This is a genomic window from Desulfothermus sp. (assembly GCF_053993635.1).
In genome coordinates this window covers 1-20,389 of the sequence record NZ_JBMYBT010000126.1, presented here as the reverse complement: position 1 = coordinate 20,389, position 20,389 = coordinate 1, and the positions used below count along the sequence as shown (strand labels likewise).

Below are 20,389 nucleotides of genomic sequence, written 5' to 3'. Positions count from 1 at the left end.
TATTCCTTTCGTATGAAATGCATTAAAAATCATAAAAAGGGCTGCCATCCAATTTGTATAGGCAAAAAGCTTCTTCAAATTTTTAGGCTTCGACTTCAAAGAAAATTTTCCACCTATAATTCCACCTATAATTGTAACAAAAGCTAATGGGATAGCATAATGTGGATTAAAATCTCCCTGAATAGCATGTCCTATAAAACCCATAAAAGCAGTTGCCGCTATTAATGTGGATGCAGTTCCAACTGCTGTATGCATCGGTAGTCCACAAGCTAATACCATCAAAGGAACCAAAAAAGATCCCCCTGATACACCAACCATCCCGGAACCAAAACCCGTTAAAAGAGTGATCGGTAATGCAATCCATAAGTTAACACTATATATTTTATCACCAGACTTAATATTTATGATTCCGAAATGTTTGTTTTTTGCACTGGCTTTATTTTCTGAAACAGGGATTAGCATTAATACTCCGGCAATAAATAGCATAACAGCAAATATCAACTTTAATGAAAACCCACTGAATAAATAAGAAAAATATCCTCCTCCAAGTGCCGACAAAGCTGTTAATGTTCCGATTAAAATAGCCAACATCCACGATACAGATTTATTCTTCTGAAAAATAATCATTGCTGCAACAGAAGCTGAGAAAAGAATAAACTGGCCCGTTGTCGCTGCTTCGTGCATAGGAATGTTGGCCATTGCCAGAATTACAACATAAAAATTTCCACCACCTTTGCCAACCATTGTCATAGTTACAGCTACAATAAAAATAAAGAAACTTACTATAATTAAATTTGACATCTAAAAAACCTCCTAACGTCTTAGGACCTTCAGTACTTTTCCAGGTTTTAGTGCTTCAGTTAATGCAGGATATCCACCTTCGAGAATACGGACATTCGAGAATCCCTTTGACAGTAAATAAGCATATACAATGGCTGCTCTAACTACTCCTGAACAGAAAACTGCGACTAATTTTTCCTTTGGAATTTCATCAATCCTGTCTGGAATTTCATTTACAGGTATGTTTTTAGATTCAATGTTAGGATGAACTTCCATTTTTATGGAAATAGAAGCTGCTTCTTCTTTTGATCTAACATCCAATAGAAATCCGTTTTCAATTTCAAAAAATTTTTCAGGTGATATTTTATGCTTTCCCTGTCCAAAAAAATCTAATGTTAAGTTTTTAAGTACTTGTTCCATTTTATACCTCCTCTTTTGGTTTAATGTTAGGGATTAGCTGTCAATATAAACCCAGCAAAACAGTGGTTAACCTCATCCTCTAAAATTGATTTGGAATTCCATTTGTTCATCATAAAATGGATTTTTAAGGGCCTTTTTATGAGAAAATTTTGTAATTTTAATATCCCAAAAAAGTAAGATCGTGGTGCTCTTTTTGTTTCGCATAGATGCAATTTAAATCAATTTGTATCGCATATTTTTTTATTTATGCGACATAATGTTATTTAAATGGATTTCATCCAACTCAACGTAGATCCTCCGTAATTTCAATCACATGGTAAAATACCCAAATGGCAGCCTTGCGACCCTTGCTTTCCCTCAGTGCGCGTATAATTCCTGCTTTTTTGAGCTCGCTAAGTATTCGGAAAGCGCTGTCTTTGGGAATCCCGGAATGTCGAATAAAATCCGTGCTCTTAAAAAGAGGACGATCAAAAAGGGTATCTATGGCCTTAATAGCATACTTGGACCTAGTAATTGCAGGCACTTTCTCCTTCATCTCCTCGTAAAGTTCAATGATGGCCCTAGCCTTACGGGTATTTTCTTTGGCTTGTTCAATAATTGCTGTAAGGAAAAAACTAATCCAACCGTTCCAATCATTCTTTTCTGATATGAGATTTAACGTATGGTAGTATTGTTGCCTATTACGTTCAAGATAAGCGCTCACGTAAAACATGGGCTGTGAGAGAAGGTTCTTTTCGTAGAGGAACAAGGGAACCAGCATTCTCCCTATCCTTCCGTTTCCATCAAGGAATGGATGGATTAGTTCGAACTGAGCCTTGACAATAGCCAGTTGAACCAGCCGTTCTTTTTCGTGGTAGTGGATGTATTTTTCCCAGTTATCGATAGCCTGAGGCAAAATATCCGGAGATGGCGGAATAAAGGTAGCTTCTTCAATTGAACAACCCGGAGGACCTATCCAGTTCTGAATCCGTCTGAATTCACCGCGGGCCTTATTTGCTCCCCTGGTACTATCCAGGAGAATCGCGTGAAGTTCTTTTATTAGATTAAGGCAAAGCGCTTTGTTTTTCAGCAGAGCCACAGCATGATTCATTGCTTTTCGGTAGTTGATAATTTCCTGGATATCTGCGTATTTAGAAGGTTCTATCTTGCATTTTGGGTCTGCTTCAAATTCTAGAACCTCTTCCAATGTAGCCTGTGTGCCTTCTATGCGTGAGGACAGTACCGCTTCTTGGGTAGTCAGTGGTGATAACAAAAGAGTAGGATTTATCATTGCCTCGAGCATTCCATCATAGCGTGCAAGGGCTGCATTTGCTCGTGCTATGAGGTCAACATGAGAGCCCCAGTCAATAAAATCAAGTGGCAGCTGTTGAGGTTTATATGGTTGTATCATTTATCAATTTCCTCAAACAATTTCTCTAACCCTCCGAGTTAATAAAGAGAAGCTAAAAAAAATATCTTACCTGTTAAGCATGGATCATGTGAGATGCTGTCAAATGAACAGCGATCTGTCTTTCAAAATCCACTCTGTAGTTTTTTACTCCATCCCTGGATACCCATTTACAATACCTTCCTGATGCTTAGAAAACGCCTGTTCTAGAAAATCTGGAGTTTTTGGAGTAAGATTATATAAGGTCTTTAGAGCTGAAGAGATGGCAGATAGGGCAAAAAGTATATCTCCAAAATCCACATCCCCCATGTGGCCTATCCTTATTATCTTGCCCTTTAGATGGTCCTGACCTCCAGCTATATATAAATTAAATTTTTCAGCCAGATACTTAACCAATTTTTGTCCATCTACTCCTTGAGGTAGTTTTACGCTGGTAAGTCCCCATGTATAATTTTTCTTTGCAAAACACTCAAGCCCTAAAGCACTTACTCCCCATCTGGTCATCTGGGTAAGTGCCCAATATTTTTTATAAGTCTCTTGTAAGGGCTTTTTAAATAATATCTCCATAGAAGCCTTTAGACCATAAATAAGATTTACAGGGGATGTGTATAAATTTTGGCCTGTTTTAATCTTTTCTCTCTCTCCTAAGAGGTAAAAATAAAAATCCTCCCTTTTTACATTTTTTGCCTTTTCCCATGCCTTATTGCTCAGACTAATTAGTGACAACCCTGGAGGGACCATTAACCCCTTTTGGGAGCCTGTTATAAGACAATCTACGTGATATTTATCCATTGGTAGAGGAGAGATGCCAACTGCTGATATGCCATCAACAACCAACAATATATTTTTATCTTTAGTTAATTTACCAATCTCCTCTACTGGATGTAATACCCCTGTTGATGTCTCTGATGCCTGTACAAGTATTCCAGATATGTCTTTATTTCTTTTTATTAATGTGTGTAATTTATCTATATCTACAGCCTCTCCCCATGGGACTTCCATTAAAATAACATCTAAACCCTTTATTTTTGCTATTTCATGCCATCTTTTACCGAATTTTCCACCCTGGATGACAATTACTTTCTCTCCTCTATTAAATAAATTATAGACAGCTGCCTGCATTGCACCTGTTCCAGATGAGGATAGGATTAATACTTCATTTTTTGTTCCAAAAAGGAGTTTTAGTTTTTCCTGGAGCTTACTCATTATAGATCTAAATTCTTCTTTTCTGTGGTGTATCACGTGTTTTGCCATTGCCAGTTCAATCTCTTGAGGGATCATGGTAGGTCCAGGTGTAAGTAGTCTATATTTGCAATACATTTTAACTACTCTCCTTCTTTGTGCATTGGTGTATTAGTGTATTGGTATATTGGTATATTGGTGTATTGGTGTATTAGTGTATTGGTGTAGTGGTGTATTAGTGTATTAGTGTATTGGTGTAGTGGTGAATAACCACTAACCACTATCCCCCTATACCAATACACCAATATACCACTATACCACTAACCACTATACCAATACACCACTATACCAATACACCACTAACCACTATACCAATACACCACTATACCACTATTAATGTGCCTCTGCCCAGTTTTCTCCAATGCCAATATCAACCACAAGAGGGACTTGTAATTCCCAAACTGATGACATGATTTCTTTAATAATTGTAGCAGCATCTTGTCCATGGTTTTTTGGACATTCAAATAAGAGTTCATCGTGGATCTGTAAAAGGAGCTTAGCCCCCATATTTTTAAGGTCCTTGTTATTGGCAATCTTTATCATAGCAAGTTTTATAATATCTGCAGCACTACCTTGAATCTTTGTATTAATCGCTATCCTTTTTGCCTGGGATACCAGATTGTTATTTCTGGAATTAATATTTGGCAAGTGCCTTTTCCTTCCACAAAGTGTGGTAACATAAAGATTCTTTTCTGCCTCAATTTCTACCTGTTCAAAAAATCTTTTTACCCCAGTTAATTTGCTAAAATATTTTTCTATAAATTTTTTTGCCTCTGTTATGGAGATTCCAAGTTCGTTTGAGAGTTTTTTAGGACCCATACCATAGATAAGGCCAAAATTTATTGTCTTTGCCCGCCTCCTCTCATCCCTTGTAACTTGCTCAGGAGATTTGTCAAAAAGGGCAGCAGCAGTGGAGGCATGTATATCCATGTTATTTAAAAATGCATTGACCAGATATGGGTCTTTTGAAAGATGTGCAAGTACCCTGAGTTCAATTTGTGAGTAGTCTGCAGAAATCATGACATTGCCATTTTCTGGAATAAAACAGGACCTCATCTTTGGCCCAAACTCGCCCTTTATGGGAATATTTTGCAAATTTGGATTTGATGAAGAAAGCCTTCCTGTTGCAGTAGCTAACTGATTAAAGGTGGTGTGTATCCTGGAATTTTTGTCTGCTAGATCAGGAAGTGGTATTAAATACGTTGATCTAAGTTTTTCTAATTTCCTGTATTTTAGGATATCCTCTATGATTGGATGCTGATTTTTTATTGATTCCAGGACCTCACTAGCTGTTGAAAAATCCCCTTTAGGGGTCTTTTTACCTGGCTTTAGCCCCATTTTTTTAAAGAGAATATGGGCTAGTTGTTTACTAGACCTTATATTAAACTCTTCTTTTGCGTACAAATAAATTTTTTTTGTTAATTTTTCTAACTCAGTTTGCACTTCATTTAGAAAATCCATAAACTTTTGTTTGTCTATCTTGACCCCATTTTTCTCCATGGAGATAAGGATTGGAACAAGGGGCCTTTCTATTTCTTCATACAAATCAAAGAGGCCACTTTCTTTTAATAAATCAAAGATATATTCTCCAATATCAATTATTGTCCCACCCCCAGATTCTATATTTTTGTTTGGTAAGAATTTTGAGGCAAGACTTTTTAAAGAGTAGTCTCGTAGTTCTGGGTCTATTAAATATGCTCCTAATGATAAATCAAATAGGTTGGTTAAAGAAATATCATGTTTTTCAAGTTTATAGATAAGGTCTTTTATTGAAGCAATATAAACCTTTTTGGCTTTAGTTATTATTTTTAAAATATCTTTTTTATTTGTAACAGAACATTCATATTTTTTGGTTGCAACCCTAAAAGATTTATTTATAGATACAGCAATAACATCTCCTTCTACCCTTTGTTTAAATTCCTGTATCTGGATTTTTGTGGGATTTGTATTCAAGTCCTTTTGGAATATAGTTTTGTTTTGTTTTAGGTCTAATTCTTTTATAAGGCTATAGAATTCATATTTTTCCAGAAATGGTCTGAGTTTTTCTACATCTTTTTTCTTTACTTTATAAAAATTAAGGTCAGTTGAGATAGGTACGTCTTTTTTTAATGTGGTGAGTTCCAGAAATCTTTCTACATTTTCCCTTTGATTCATTAGCTTTTTGTGTATTTTAGGGGGAAGTTTATCTAGATTATTAAATATTTCGTCTATAGTAGAAAATCTCTTTATTATTGTAAGTCCTGTTTTTGGCCCTATGCCTGGTACTCCTTTTATATTATCGCTACTATCTCCAATAAATGCTTGATATAAAGGCCATGACTTGGGTGAAAATCCCTTTTGTTTAATAAATTCTTTTGAGGTTAATATCTTTTCTTGCTTACCTGATGGATCCCAGATAAATACATTGTGGTCTAAGAGTTGGAATAGATCTTTGTCTGACCCAACTATTATAACTGGCATATCTTTTTTAAATAATTCACACATAGACGCAATATAGTCGTCAGCTTCAAAATCTTCTGCCACCACTGTGTTTATTCCCAATAAATTTACCCCTTCAAGAATAGGAGGGATCTGCTGGCTCAAGGGTTCAGGCATTTTTAGCCTGTTGGCCTTGTATTGGGTATCTATCTTGTGGCGAAAGGTTGGTCCTTTTCCGTCAATAACAAAGCATGCATATTTGGGTTCTTCTTGTTTTAAGACCTTTAAGAGTAACCGCAGAACAATAAACAATGCATTTGTTGGAAATCCATCTTTGGTCTTTAAATCAGTGAATGCATAATATGCACGATAAATATAAGATGATCCATCTATTAGATAAATGGGAGGTTGTGATAAATTAAGTTTCTGAGAGATCCCTTTCATTTTTTTCTTTTTTCTTGAGTTTTTTTATAATACTACATCCTTCCATCCTGTCCCACAAAAATTGTTGGGGGTGTTCATTTATTTTTTCCATCTCTACTTCAGCCCTGGCCATTGCCTTGTGACCCCCAGCACTTCCAACATCACCAAAGAGTTTTTTTGCAAGATTCCCCATATGGTGTTTTATCCCATCTCCCCTGAAAATTGCGATTAGTTTGCCATCGCAAATGCCAATTACAATGTCCCAGGAAATATCATGAATCTTCATGAAAAAGTCAGCTAAGATAACTAAAATATCAGAAGAATCCACCTCACCCATAAATACAGTGAGTCCATCGCCAATCACCCGCACTTTTTTTAATGCCTGGGAAAAATATTTTAGCCACTCTAATTTGTATTCACTGCGAACTATTTTTCGCAAGAGATTTTGATGGGCAAGCTTACTTAAATACCTGAATGCGCGCATATCAGCATCATGGAAATTGTTTTCAAAACTATGGGTATCTGTCTTTATCCCATAGAGCAGGGCAGTGGCTAAAAGTCGTCCAGGTTTGAGCTTTAAATTGTATAAAAATTCTGTCAGTATTGTACAATTTGCACCATATTCTGGTTGGAGCTCTACAAAGTCTGCTTCTACAGGGTTTTCCTTTGAGATTGGATGATGGTCTATAACAATACTGAATTTAAAATTTGAAAACTCAGGGTTGTGATGGGGTTGAGAATCCACAAGTGCGAACTTGTCGTATTGAGCAGCAAGAGGGGGTGTTAATTTTTGGATAGGTATTTTTAGATACTTTATCATGGCCAGATTATCTGGCCTACTTACCTCATTTACCATTGCCATGCCAACGCTTTCTACCTTTCTAACCAGTATTTTTTTCAAGGCCATAGCTGATGCCATAGCGTCTGGGTCTGCAACGCATAAAATCAGCCATCTCTGTTTTTTATTTAGGAGCTCATTGAGCTGCTCCAATTTTTGATTTAATTTTCTAAAATAAGACATAATTATAATCCTGGGAATTTCCCCTTTCTAGATTTCCCTACACAATGACTTGAAAAAGTCAAGGGAAGTTAAAAGGTCTTTAAAATTAAACACCTCTAAGATATATGTGATTTGAGAAGACTTTGGATATATCTTTATCAATATTCTTTTTAAGATCTCAAGACCTTTTTTATCAAGGAGTGCTAAGGATTTGTGAATTCCTTTTTTGGGCGTATACAAGTGCAACATATTTATTTTTTGAAAAATTTTATCAAGATTTAACATATTAAATTGATTGTATTCAATTAAATGGCCTATGTCCAGACACACATTAATAGGTGTGTTTTGCACAATATCCCAGATGTCTGTTAAATCATTTTCTTTGACATTTTCTATGAGAAATTTATTTAGAGGTAAATTTCTTTTTTGGGCATTTTCAACAAAATCAACAAAAATATTTTTTGGGGATGGGGGATGGAGTACATATGATGTTGGAGCTAAAAATAAGGTCTTATCTATTAGCCTGGCAATATCTTCTACTACGTAAGATACTCCTTTTTGCCACTCAAGGTCCAGGGGCAGATGAATGTTGTATGTTAGGTCAAAATTTTTAAGCTCATAGGGTAGATCTTTAACTGTGTAATTAAGACATGATTTGGTTTCAAACATTACAATGGAAACTTCGTCAACTAGGTGCTGTAGTTTTTTACAGTTTTCAAAAATGGTGTCAGGAAACACAAAAGATGTTGTGCCTATTTTTAATTTATGCATAACTTTTTTAATTACTTGTTTTTTATTAGACTAAAATTATGTAAGGGATGTATCCACAATTTTTTTTCTTTTTTTGAGTTTGGCCTTTATTTTTATGGCGTTATCAAGTCTAAGTTTTTTTAGAAATGGAGAAATAGCTGAAATTATTTTCTTGCCAAAAATAGTTCTTTTTTCAGCGTAGCTCAAAAATAATTTAGACTTGGCCCTGGTTATGCCAACAAACAAGAGTCGCTCTTCTTCCTTTAAATCTGCATCTGATAAAGAACCTTTACAACGTTGAACATTGAACATTGAACGTTGAGCTTTAACTAAATTTGCATCTGATACGGATCTTTTACCTGTTGAAAATGCTTCCTTGCAAAAAGGAATTATGTCTTGCTCCAGGGCTGGTAAAAACACTGCTTCAAATTCAAGTCCTTTGGATGCGTGGATTGTTGTTAGACATACCTTTTGCGCTTTTTTGGATATTGTATCATATTCTTTTTGCAGGGCTATCCAGTTAAGTAATTTGTTTATATCGCCAAGTTCCTTAAATTTTGATTTAAATTTTTTATAGCTTGGGGATGTGAAAAATATGGAGTCAAATATGTCCATCTCTTTTGCTCTTTTTTCAATCTCTTTTAAATTGGACATATCTATTGCCTTAAAAGGGCCAGTGTTTAAAAGAGAAGTGATAATTAGTTGTAGAAATTTTTCCATTGCTGGATCTTCATAGAAATTCATCTCTTCTGGAGTAGAACATGGGATACCAATTTTATCAAGACTATTTTTTATTTGTGGAATTAGTGCTTTAAACCTAACAAGTACTGCTATATCAGAAGGGGAAATTTGTCCTGTCTTGCCTAGATCTGCCTCCATATGAGATGTAGCACCTATTAATTTTTTGATTTGTTTTGCAATCCACGTGGCCTCCATAGTAGAAGTGGGGGCAGTGTATAAATATATCTCTCCCTTATTTCTAGTAGTAGAGACAGTGGGCTTACCAAATTGAATTAAAGGAGTGGACAACTCAATAATTTTTTGTGCTGAGCGATAATTTTTTTTAAGGGACATAATTTTTAGATGAGGATAGGTCTTTTTAAGTGTGGATATTATGTCTCTTACGCCTCCTCTAAAAGAATATATTGCCTGATTGGGATCACCAATTCCAAAAAATCCCGTTCCATCTCTGGAAAGTAAGAGTTTTATAGCCTCAATCTGAATGGGGGAAAGGTCCTGTATCTCATCTACCAATACATGTTCAAAATAAATATCTTTGGCTTTTTTCTTATCTTTTAGGTAAGTTACTAAAAATTCAACAAGGTCAGTATAATCAAAAATTCCCTTATCTTTTTTGAGGATGCTGTATTTTTCGTGGAGTTTTGATGAAGTTATTGGAAGCATTTTTTCCCGCTCAAATAGATATCTATCCCAAAGTTCACTTTTAGCTCCTTGCAAAAATAGGGTCTTTGCCTCCATTTCACTGAGGATAATAGGATCATATCCTAATTCTTTTTTTAAGAATTCATATCCAAGGCTGTGTATTGTTGATATTTTGGGGAGAGAAATTCCTTTATGATTACTAAGTCTATTTTGCAGTTCCAAAGATGCAGCAGTGGTAAAGGTGAGTATCAAGATTTTTTCTGGTAATACTTTTTTGTCTTTTATTAAGTGTATAGTCCTTCCAATTATGGTCCTGGTTTTTCCTGTTCCTGGCCCTGCAATTACCAGACATGGAGTCTTCTCTGTATAAATTGCTTCAAGCTGTTCTTTATTAAATTCTAAATTAGATTTTTCAGAAGAGGTTTCATTTTTTTGTATGATTAACTCGCTTTTTTTGGAAGGCTGTTTATCTCTGTTGTGCACAAAGATGGAAATCTTTCCATATCGACCATCAAATCCAGGTTCTTTGTGCACTTCTCCCTTTCTCATCTTGTCTATCCCAATGGCAAGCTTTTGAGAAAACTTTCTTAAATCATCAGTAGGTACATGCATGAGGATGTTGATTTCTGATCTAAATTCTTTAATAAGGGACGCATATATTTTATAAACAGCCTTTGTGTTTGGGCCTTTTTTTATGATTTCAGAAATTATTTCTGGGAGGGGGATAAGTGAGTGAAAATCAGGTGCATGAGGGGGCTTTTTAGGCCTTTGTCTATCAGACAAAGATATAATTCTGTGCATCACCCCAATGGTAAGGGGTTGTTTGCACACTGGACAAATATTATTGAGTTCAATGGACTTAGCAGGATCAAGGACAACTCCACATTTTCTATGCCCATCAAGGTGATATTTACCTTCTTCTGGGAAAAATTCTATTGTTCCCAAGAAATCACCTGTCCTGTATTTGAGTGCATTGTATATGGTGTAGTAAGAGAGCTCTCCTTTAAAGAGATTTGCCTCTCTTCCCAATTTTGCTCCTGAATGTGCATCAGAGTTTGATACAAGGTAAAATCTGTCCAGCTCACTCCATAGCCAATTCATTGGTGGGTCCGATGATAGGCCAGTTTCAAGGGCAAAGATCTCATTTGTGAGAGATCCAAAACACTCAAATATTGAGTCAAAACCAGATCTTGAGCCAAAGAGTGAAAACCAGGGGGTCCATATGTGAGCTGGGATCAAATAGGCCTTATCGTGGGTCTCCAAGACCATTTCAAGGAGATGCTCGCAGTCAAGGCCCAAAATAGGCCTGCCATCAGATTCTAGATTGCCTATTTGGGCAAGTTTCTTGTTAAATTTTTTGGCTGCATCAATACTTGGCATAACCACGAGGTTGTGAATTTTTCGGACCTTACCTGACTTTTTGTATATTGAACTAATCTCTGTGGTGAGTATAAAAGATACTTTTGGATCTATCTTTGATTCTAAAGGGATTTCTATTTCTTTCTCAAGGTTTGATGTATCCTTTAGATGTAAAAGTCCATCTTCCCCCTGGTATAGATGTTCTTCTATCTCCTCCATCCATCCAGGATGGGTAAAATCACCAGTGCCGATCACATCAATTCCCTTTACTACTCCCCATGCTGCCAGTTTCCTTATGGTGAGACTTTTGCTGGTTGCACGGGAGTACCTGGAATGTATATGTAAGTCTGCGACAAACAACTTATCCTCCAACTTGTTTGTTTAAATATATCTTTGCAACTACCCCACTGCCTCGCCTGTTTTTTATCTCCAGCCAACAATTGTTTTGTTTACAGAGGCGCTGAGCAATGGAAAGTCCAAGGCCTGAGCCTTTTGGCTTTGTTGTGAAAAAAGGATTGAATATTTTTTTTACGTGATCTTTATCTATCCCTTTTCCTTTATCCTGAACAAAGATCATAAAATTGTTAAATTTGTCCCTACCACATCCTATAACAATTTGTTTTTTTTCTGTTTTTTCCATTGCCTGGATACTATTTAAAAGAAGGTTATAGAGAACCTGTTTTAATTGGTCCTGGTCCCAAATTATTTTTTTACCTTTTATTGAAGGTGTGAGTTTTATTTCTACCTCGGGATTTGTGAGCTTTATATGAAAAATTAGTTGATTCAAAAAATTTTCTAAATCTATTTCCTCTCTCTCAGGCTCCTTTGGCCTTGCAAAATATAAAAAGTCCTTTAGCAAATTATCCAGTCTCTCTATGTCCCTAAATATTACCTTATTTAGTCTTTGTTTTTGTTCTGTTGTGAGTTCACTTTTATTGATAAGTTGTAAAGAGCCTTTTATGCCAGATAGGGGATTTTTTATCTCATGTGCAAGTCCTGCAGCAAGTTCACCAATAGCAGCCAACTTTTCCATTTGAACAACCCTTTGCTCAAGCCCCTTTATTTTGGTTATATCTGAGAAAATAATTAAATAACCTCCATTATTGGGTGTTTTAGAGAGGGTTACTCCAAGGATACGTCCTTTGTCTTTGACTTCCCTTCTAGTTAAGTCTTTTTTATCCCATTTATTCCATATTTCATAAAAGGGATAAAAAACTTTTTTTAATGGTTTTGTTAGGACATATGTATCATGAATATTTAAAATTTTTGCACCCATCTTGTTTATGCTTTCAATATTACCATGTTTATCTAAAACTATAATACCACTATTTATCCAATCGAATACTTTAGTTTTCAGTATATTGGCCTTGTTTAGGGCATCTTTTTGTTTGGCAATTTCTCTTAGTAGGACATCTTCCCTTGACTCCCCCATCCTTACAAGAAGAACAATTAAGCAAAGAGCTGATATCTGTAGAGAATTATAATAAAGGGCCATATGTGTATTAAGAGTTTTTAAATTAAATATATTAACTCCTTTTAATTGGAGTATGGTAATAATTAAAAAAATTAATAAAATGGATAAAAATGTGTATGTAAGTGTCTTTTTACCAAGAATTCTTCCATATAAGAATACTATTGCAAGAAATAAAAAACTTCCATTGGATGATATACCACCAGTTATGAGTAAAAAATAAGTGGCAAGTATTATATCGGTAATAAGTTGTAGTCTAAAAAATAAAATGACATTAGAAAAAAAACGCCATGTTACTATAAAAAAAAGAGTAAAAAAGAGTCCACTTAGAATAAAACCCAGAATATCTTTGTGTTCAAATAGTTTTGATATAGAATGTGTAAACTGAAAATTTTCAATGTTTACTATTAATATAGGCAAAGATAGTACAATAAATACAATAAGACGAAATATGCATATTTTTATAACAGTATTTTCAAGATATTCCTGTAAATTTTTAGGAAGGAATTTATTTTCCACATTCTGTTGGATCATTTTTTATCTTGTCAAGGGTATGTCTAAGGGCCGGTAATATAGTGGATAGGTTTTCTAGTACAGCCTTTTTACTTCCAGGTAAATTTATTATTAATGATTGCTTCGCTATCCCGCAAATTGCCCTGGAAATTATTGCGTGTTTTGTTTTTTTCAGGCCTTCAGAGAATATTGCGTGCTCAAATCCCCATAGCCTTCTCTCAATTATTTTTTCTGTTGCATCTGGAGTTATATCCCTTTCAGTTACCCCAGTTCCTCCAGTGGTGATTATTAAGTCAACTTTTTTTAAAAAGGCCATTTCTGTTAAAACATTTAATAGCAAATAATAGTTATCGGGAATAGTGGTCTCAAGACATAGAGATATTGGCAATTGGTTTTTAATTATTTCTTCAATAATGGGTCCGCTTAAATCCTCTCTTTCTCCTATAAATCCCTTGTCACTAAGTGTTATTCTTGCCAGAGTATAGGTGTTTTTCCACACCAGGTATCTATTTTTTTTGTCTAAATAGACATCCGCCAAGGCCATTAGATCCAAGACAATTATTTGTGTAGAAGAATTATGTGTCCAGAATATATCTGTTATTTGGAATTTCGGATGGTTTAAGTCTTCACCTACATATGAACCAATAGATATTGTTTCAATATCTCCTATGAATTTTATGGGATAGTTATAATTAGAAAAAGGGGCCAATACAGCACTGACATTTTCCCCTTTTTTTAGTTGAATTGACCCCTTTTGGGTGGTAATTTCTAGAGTAGTTAATTCTTCTTTTTCCATGTATTTTCCTGTCCTTTTAAGACTCGAACAATATTTTCTCTGTGTTTATTTATCACAAGTAACATGATTATGAGTGAAAGCAAAAAGTAAATGAACCCTTTTTGAAATAGCATGAAAATGGGCATAATCATGACAAGGATTATTGATCCCAGGGATACATATCCTGTTAGATAGATTATTAAAAGTGCGATAATAACAGAGATAATTAAAGCGCATGAATTTAATATAAGGTAGATGCCTATTGTGGTTGCAACTCCTTTCCCACCTTTATAATTTAGAAAAACAGAATACATATGTCCTATTATAGCAGAAAGGGCTGTTAGGGAGATAAATATAGAATTTGTGGACAATTTAAATGCAATAGCAACAGGTATTATTCCTTTCAACATGTCTAATAAAAAGGTGCACACACCGTAAAAAAATCCACATGTCCTTGCCACATTTGTCGCACCTATGTTTCCGCTTCCAACATCTCTTAAATCTATTCCCTGTTTTGATTTTGCTATAATTAGGCCAAATGGTATGGAGCCAATAAGGTAGGAAACACCGATCCAGATTAGTTGAGCAATTAATTTTTCCATTCATCTTCCTCCACTTTTTGTACTTTTATTATGTTGTTTAATGGATCTATTTTATTAAACCTCAGCCAAAATTTTTTCCCTAAGAATACTTCTTTTTTGAACAAGTTATGGGGTACTTTGAGCAGTAGTTGCTCAATTGGCAGTATCATTGTGTAGCATTGGGGGTCCTTGTCTACTACTATAGCCTGCCAATTTCTCTTTTTACTATATCTTTTTAGATATAGCAACTTCCAGTATCTAGTCCTAAATTTCTGTATTTTTGTGGCTTCTTGCAACCTTACATTTAAGTAAGGCAACATAGATTCCAGTTTTTCTTTTGGCCAGGGGGCAGAACCGCATAACACCCTATCTATTTGCGCCATATTTAAAAAATCAATATATCGTCTTAAAGGAGATGTTATTGGAGCATATCCTTCTGTGCCCAATGAGGCATGGGATCTGGGGATTGTTTCAATAGTAGTTGCACTAAGGAGCTTTATTATCCCATAAATCTTCACTGGATCTTTCCAAATGCCACTTGTTTCCTTTGGAAGGGATATGTCTTGGCTGCGAAATATAAGTGGGACCTCATTAGCTTGTGCCCACTTAGCAGCAATTGAATTTGCAAGGATCATAAATTCTGATACTATTAGCTGGGCATTTGGGGAGGGATTTGGTTGCATTAAACTTATTTCATAGTCATCTTGGGTAGGGGTCAAGACAATTATTGGCTCCTGCCTTTCAATTATCACTGCACCCTTATCAAGTCTTTGTTCTCTGAGCCTCTTAGCTATCCTGTAAGCGCTTATTAATTTGGAATCTTTTTTTTCTTCTATTAGTCTCTCCACTTCCTTGTAAGTTAGGTTATATGCCACTTTGATCCATGATTTTTTTAGTTCATAAGATTTAATGGTGCCAGAAGAAGAAAAATCAATTTTGATTATAAGGCCTGGTTTTATATCTTTGGCGTGGAGGCTAAATAAATCTATCCCTAACTCTTCAGGCAACATATGAGAGGTGCCTTCTGGTAAGTATAAGCTTGAAGTTCTTTTACAGACCTCTTTATCTAATTCAGTTTCAAATTTCCAGCCTAAAATAGGGTAAGCAAAGGCCAAATATAATGTATATCCTGTTTCTTCTGTTCCCTCAATGTAAAAGGCATCATCTATATCTTTAGTGGAAGCTGAATCAATTGAAATAAAGGGTATATCTTCTGGGGCCCGTTGTGATGTGTAAAAATTGTCCTTAATTTGTTGAACATCTTCTTTGAATTTTTCACACCACTCATTACCCCATTTATAATCACATTGATCTAGAAGGTAGTTATAGTGTTTTGGTACAAGTTTCCATGTCTGCGCCAAAATAAGAGGGAGGTGGGGCGTATCTGGAATATCCTGGGTAAGTTTTTTCCATTTATTTTGAAAGGACTTATTATCTGGACTGGCAATCCCCTTTTTTAAAAAAAGTACCAGTTCATTTTTAATGTCATCTTCTAACTCTGGTAGTTCTACCTTTGGATTTTGCCTTTTTTCCCATAGGATATTGAAAAATTTTCTCCCAGTATCAATTAATTTTCTTTCTGTTTCAGCTCGTTTTAATTCTTTAATTTTGTTTTCAACTATTTCTGGAGAAAATATTTTAAAATTGGGATTCAAAAATTTAAAATGGATCTTGTCTTGTACCAGTGCCCTGCCCAGGGCTGCTACCTGGTTAGAATCAGGTGTCTCCCACAAAAGTTCTGCCAACCAATGAACAGAGCATTCCTCCATTTCCTCGTGGACCAATTGCCAGATTTCCTCTGTGATTATTTGAGATTTTATTTTCTCCCTCTGTGTATTAATTGCCTGCATTTTATCTAAGATCTCTTGACGGACTGAATCATGGTCAAGATATGGCCCAATCCACGGCAGTATGCGGCTTTTGGTGATTCTAATGGTCCTGTTTTGTTGAGTTACTATGGTCAAGTTTTTTTCTGTGGATAAAACACTCCCTATATTCAATTGATTTGAATGCAGGTATTCAACTATACACCCTGGTTTTAAATTTAATTGGTTAGTCACAATTCCTAAGGCCTTATTTTTGTGCAGGGAATATCTAAAAAGTATTCCCTGCTATCAAAGTTAGTATTTTATTAATGTTTAAATGATCTCTGTCCTGTAAATACCATTGCAACCTGTGGAGTTGCTTCATTAACTGCCTTTATGACCTCATAGTCATTTAATGAGCCTCCAGGCTGGGCAATGGCTATGACCCCCTGTTCAATTGCTAGATCCACACCATCTCTAAAGGGGAAGAATCCATCAGAGACCATGACTGAACCTGGGAGTCCACCCCTCTCTTGTTGTACCTGGTGGTTTATTTCTTCTAAAATGTCTCTGTGTTTGCTATCTATTCTCGCCTTTTGCCTGAGTTCGTAAAAGGACAATCCTGTTTTCTCATATGTCAACCTATCAGCATATTTTACATATGCCTTGTGTATGGTCAAGTCCACACAACCAACCCGATCCTGTTCCCCAGTACCTATGGCTACTGTGGCACCATCTTTGACAAAGAGAACAGAGTTGGAGGTAACCCCGGCCTCTACGGCCCATGCAAATACTAGGTCTTCAAATTCTTTTTTGGTTGGTTGTCTAGCAACAATGGTATCTCCATCTTTAGTGGCTTGTGCAGGTAAAAAATTTTCAGGGCCAAGTATTTTATTTCTAAAAGAAAACTGCAGAATCATACCGCCATCAACCAAGGATTTTATGTCCAAAAATGGTTCATTTACTAGCTTTTCAAGATTTGACAGTCCCTCAATTTTCAGTATTCTTAAGTTTTTTCTTTGTTTTAAAATATCTAGAGTTCCTTCTTCATATTCTGGGGCAGCAATTACTTCAAAATAATATTTATTAATAAATTCAGCAGCATCTTTATTAATGGGGCTATTTGTAACCACTGTTCCCCCAAAAGCAGCAATCCTATCGCTGAAATAAGCCTTGGTCAAAGCATCTAATACGCCTTCATCAGACCAGGCAGCACCACATGGATTGTTGTGTTTTAATATGACACAACTAGTTTTTTTTGTGAGGTATTGAAGTACATTAATTCCATTATCCACATCTGTTAGGTTTATCTTTCCAGGGTGTTTTCCTGCTTGAAGCATATTTTTTTCGCTTAGTGTGGAAACCAGCTTATAATTTTTAGAGGGCACTCTGAATTTTACATCTCCTAATTCCAGTGTCCCCTGGTAGAGCTCATAGAGGGCTGCTGGCTGGTCTGGATTTTCTCCATATCTTAAGCCTTTTTCTTCGCCTCCTATTACCCATGTACGTTTTTTATAAACCAGTTCCTGGTCCCCAACAGTTATGTGCATCTCCCTTGGAAAAGGATCCTTTAAAATAGAATGATACATTTTTTTTATGTTCTTCATTTCCCAAACTCCCTAAATTGTTGTTAATTCTTCCTGGTTTTTGGGCTTTCAACAACACCAATAAAGTTACGGCCTTTATTAATAAACAAAAGTGAATAAATCAATTGATTGTTGAAGAAATTTTCTTTTTCCTCATAAGGATTAAATATCAATGGGTTTTACTTAACCAATTTTGGGCGATAATCAATACTTGAATGATTGGTTTTAAAAGGTTACCATATGTTGGCTTTAAGGAGTTGTGGATTTTAAATTTAAGAGGGGTGTAATTTGGATAAGATATTGGAAAAGCTGGCGGATAAACTTTTATCACTGGATGAGGCGTCACTTGTTGGTCTCTGGAATAAATATTACCAGCAGGTACAGAGGTTTGAGCCATCAAAAAAGTGGGAACAATCTGTGATTATTCTGTCCATGATCCAGGCGGTTAAGTGGAAGAATCAATTATTTAACCTCAAATGGCTGCATCTAACCCGTCTAGAGAAGAGGTTTAATAGAAAATTTCCAATGGAAGTGAAAGAAAGAAAGGATCTGGCAGGTCCAGTTATAAAGGTTGAAAAAAAACAAAAGGAGAAAGGTAAGGTTATTTTTTTGAAGGCCAAGAAAGAAGATAAAGGTGAATAGGGGAAATATTATGGAGAAAAATAGAGTAGTTATAGGAACCCAATGGGGTGACGAGGGTAAGGGGAAAATTGTAGATCTGTTAAGTCAACAAGCAGATGTGATAGTGAGGTTCCAGGGGGGGGCTAATGCAGGTCATACCCTCGTTGTTGGTGATAAAAAGATTATTTTACATCTGGTTCCATCAGGAATCCTGCACCAGAACAAACTTTGTTTGATTGGAAACGGAGTAGTATTGGACCCAGAAATTTTTTGTGAAGAATTAGCTGAACTGGAAAGATCAGGAGTTTCTGTCTCTCCTGATAGGCTTAAGATTAGTTATAAGACCCACCTTATTATGCCCTATCATAAGATGCTCGATAATTTGAGGGAGTCAAAGAAAAAGGGCAGTGATAAGATTGGCACCACAGGACGGGGTATTGGGCCTGCTTATGAAGATAAAGTTTCACGGATAGGAATAAGAGCCTGTGATGTATTAGATGAACAGAGGTTAAAACAAAAGATTGAAAGGGCATTGGCAGAGAAAAATGTTTTATTTAAACATTATTTTGATTCAAAGGAGATATCTGCAGATGAGATTTTAGAAAAAATAGGAGATTGTCTTAAAAAACTGAGACCTTATCTTGGAGACGTATCTTCAGAGATTTACAAGGCAATAGAAAAAGGTAAATCTATTTTGTTTGAAGGCGCTCAGGGGACTCATCTGGATATAGATCACGGAACTTATCCCTTTGTTACATCATCTAATACAGTTGCTTCAAATGTGTGCGCAGGTTCAGGTTGTGGAATAGCAGTAATAGATGAAATTTTGGGGGTGGTTAAGAGCTATACAACTAGGGTAGGAGGAGGACCATTCCCCACTGAACTCAACAATGAGATTGGAAATTACCTTCAGAATAAAGGTGGTGAGTTTGGAGCTACTACTGGAAGACCCAGAAGGTGCGGATGGCTTGATCTGGTAGTACTCAGGGAGTCAGTCAGGCTAAATAATATTAGCTCAATAGTGCTTACTAAATTGGATGTGTTATCGGGTCTGGATACCTTACAAATATGTACAAAATATGTATATAATGGCGAAGAAATCCTGTATCCACCTCAGATAGAAAATGGTCTTGCACATGTAGAGCCAGTGTATGAATCCATTAAAGGGTGGAATGAAGATATTTCAAAGATAAAGACCTATGAGGATCTGCCTAAGGCAACCAGAGATTATATAACATTTATTGAAGACAATCTTAAAGTTAAAGCAAGGATTATATCAGTAGGTCCTGAGAGATCGCAAACAATTTTTAGGTAATTTTAGTTGGTGTGAATAAAGATCTTTTGGTAGAACACAAAAGGGCAATTAATATATTAAAAATGCTCAAACATAGCCCTCCCAGGGTGCTCATAATTGAGGGAGGGCTATGTTATGATAGGCTGGAGATAGGAAAATACTGGTGTGCACTTGTAAACTGTCCCATGGATCCTGGGCCGTGTTTTGAATGCAATTTGTGTAAAGGTGTGTTGAATGAAAATTTTCCAGACATGGCTATATTAGATGGCGGGGAGGGATCAATAAAAATTGAGCAGGTGAGGATAATACATAGGGATAGGGATATACTTCCTAGGGAAGGCAAATATAGAACCTTTTTGTTTAAGGAATCTCAAAATTTGACGTTGCAGGCTGCAAATTCCCTTTTAAAGGTTTTAGAAGAACCTAAGGATAAAAATCTCTTCGTATTACTGGTTCCTCAAAGAACACTCCTTCTTCCAACTATAATTTCTAGGAGTTTTATCCTTACTTTAAAATGGAAAACAAGGCAAATTCAAGATGAAACCATCAAAGGAATAATAAATAGACTCTTAAATTTTTGG

At 35.7% G+C, this 20,389-nt stretch carries 16 protein-coding genes; 3 read left to right on the top strand and 13 right to left on the bottom strand.

Going from position 1 to position 20,389, the window contains the following annotated elements; genetic code table 11:
- The 13 genes from ACY2V1_RS09290 to ACY2V1_RS09230 all read right to left on the bottom strand — a co-directional run.
- The coding region (locus tag ACY2V1_RS09290; protein ID WP_461834519.1) for a sulfite exporter TauE/SafE family protein at positions 1-801 on the bottom strand (801 nt) is incomplete at its 3' end.
- 12 nt (positions 802-813) lie between these two features.
- On the bottom strand, positions 814-1,200 hold the full coding sequence (locus ACY2V1_RS09285; RefSeq protein ID WP_461834518.1) for a rhodanese-like domain-containing protein: 387 nt from the start codon (positions 1,198-1,200) through the stop codon (positions 814-816).
- 283 nt (positions 1,201-1,483) lie between these two features.
- Positions 1,484-2,590, bottom strand: coding sequence for a Fic family protein (locus ACY2V1_RS09280; RefSeq protein WP_461834517.1), 1,107 nt, complete (start codon positions 2,588-2,590; stop codon positions 1,484-1,486).
- Between the two features lie 144 nt (positions 2,591-2,734).
- Entirely contained in the window at positions 2,735-3,907 is a 1,173-nt protein-coding gene (locus ACY2V1_RS09275) for a pyridoxal-phosphate-dependent aminotransferase family protein (RefSeq protein WP_461834516.1), read from the bottom strand.
- A 255-nt stretch (positions 3,908-4,162) separates the two neighbouring features.
- Positions 4,163-6,691 carry a DNA polymerase I gene (locus ACY2V1_RS09270; protein ID WP_461834515.1) on the bottom strand — a complete coding sequence of 843 codons (2,529 nt, stop codon included), beginning with the start codon at positions 6,689-6,691 and terminating at the stop codon, positions 4,163-4,165.
- Positions 6,666-7,691, bottom strand: a complete 1,026-nt coding sequence (locus ACY2V1_RS09265; protein ID WP_461834514.1) for a DHH family phosphoesterase — start codon at positions 7,689-7,691, stop codon at positions 6,666-6,668. Before ACY2V1_RS09265 ends, ACY2V1_RS09270 begins: the two co-directional genes overlap by 26 nt.
- A 27-nt stretch (positions 7,692-7,718) precedes the next feature.
- Positions 7,719-8,441 (bottom strand): cobamide remodeling phosphodiesterase CbiR, encoded by a 723-nt coding sequence (gene cbiR / locus ACY2V1_RS09260; protein ID WP_461834513.1) that lies wholly within the window; start codon positions 8,439-8,441, stop codon positions 7,719-7,721.
- A gap of 36 nt (positions 8,442-8,477) precedes the next feature.
- Positions 8,478-11,522 (bottom strand): UvrD-helicase domain-containing protein, encoded by a 3,045-nt coding sequence (locus ACY2V1_RS09255; RefSeq protein WP_461834512.1) that lies wholly within the window; start codon positions 11,520-11,522, stop codon positions 8,478-8,480.
- Position 11,523: 1 nt separating this feature from the next.
- Positions 11,524-13,167, bottom strand: a complete 1,644-nt coding sequence (locus ACY2V1_RS09250; RefSeq protein ID WP_461834511.1) for a two-component system sensor histidine kinase NtrB — start codon at positions 13,165-13,167, stop codon at positions 11,524-11,526.
- Complete coding sequence (locus ACY2V1_RS09245; protein ID WP_461834510.1) at positions 13,142-13,942, bottom strand: MogA/MoaB family molybdenum cofactor biosynthesis protein; 801 nt, start codon at positions 13,940-13,942, stop codon at positions 13,142-13,144. The genes ACY2V1_RS09250 and ACY2V1_RS09245 overlap by 26 nt, the downstream gene beginning before the upstream one ends.
- Complete coding sequence (plsY, locus tag ACY2V1_RS09240) at positions 13,924-14,523, bottom strand: glycerol-3-phosphate 1-O-acyltransferase PlsY (protein WP_461834509.1); 600 nt, start codon at positions 14,521-14,523, stop codon at positions 13,924-13,926. The genes ACY2V1_RS09245 and plsY overlap by 19 nt, the downstream gene beginning before the upstream one ends.
- On the bottom strand, positions 14,511-16,562 hold the full coding sequence (locus ACY2V1_RS09235) for a ribonuclease catalytic domain-containing protein (protein ID WP_461834508.1): 2,052 nt from the start codon (positions 16,560-16,562) through the stop codon (positions 14,511-14,513). The genes plsY and ACY2V1_RS09235 overlap by 13 nt, the downstream gene beginning before the upstream one ends.
- 71 nt (positions 16,563-16,633) lie before the next feature.
- On the bottom strand, positions 16,634-17,914 hold the full coding sequence (locus ACY2V1_RS09230) for an IMP cyclohydrolase (protein ID WP_461834507.1): 1,281 nt from the start codon (positions 17,912-17,914) through the stop codon (positions 16,634-16,636).
- Between the two features lie 267 nt (positions 17,915-18,181).
- On the opposite strand from ACY2V1_RS09230, the gene ACY2V1_RS09225 reads away from it, so the two are divergent.
- The 3 genes from ACY2V1_RS09225 to ACY2V1_RS09215 all read left to right on the top strand — a co-directional run.
- Positions 18,182-18,535 (top strand): hypothetical protein, encoded by a 354-nt coding sequence (locus tag ACY2V1_RS09225; RefSeq protein WP_461834506.1) that lies wholly within the window; start codon positions 18,182-18,184, stop codon positions 18,533-18,535.
- A gap of 10 nt (positions 18,536-18,545) precedes the next feature.
- Positions 18,546-19,829, top strand: a complete 1,284-nt coding sequence (locus ACY2V1_RS09220) for an adenylosuccinate synthase (protein ID WP_461834505.1) — start codon at positions 18,546-18,548, stop codon at positions 19,827-19,829.
- Between the two features lie 11 nt (positions 19,830-19,840).
- The coding region (locus ACY2V1_RS09215) for a DNA polymerase III delta subunit-related protein (RefSeq protein ID WP_498040228.1) at positions 19,841-20,389 on the top strand (549 nt) is incomplete at its 3' end.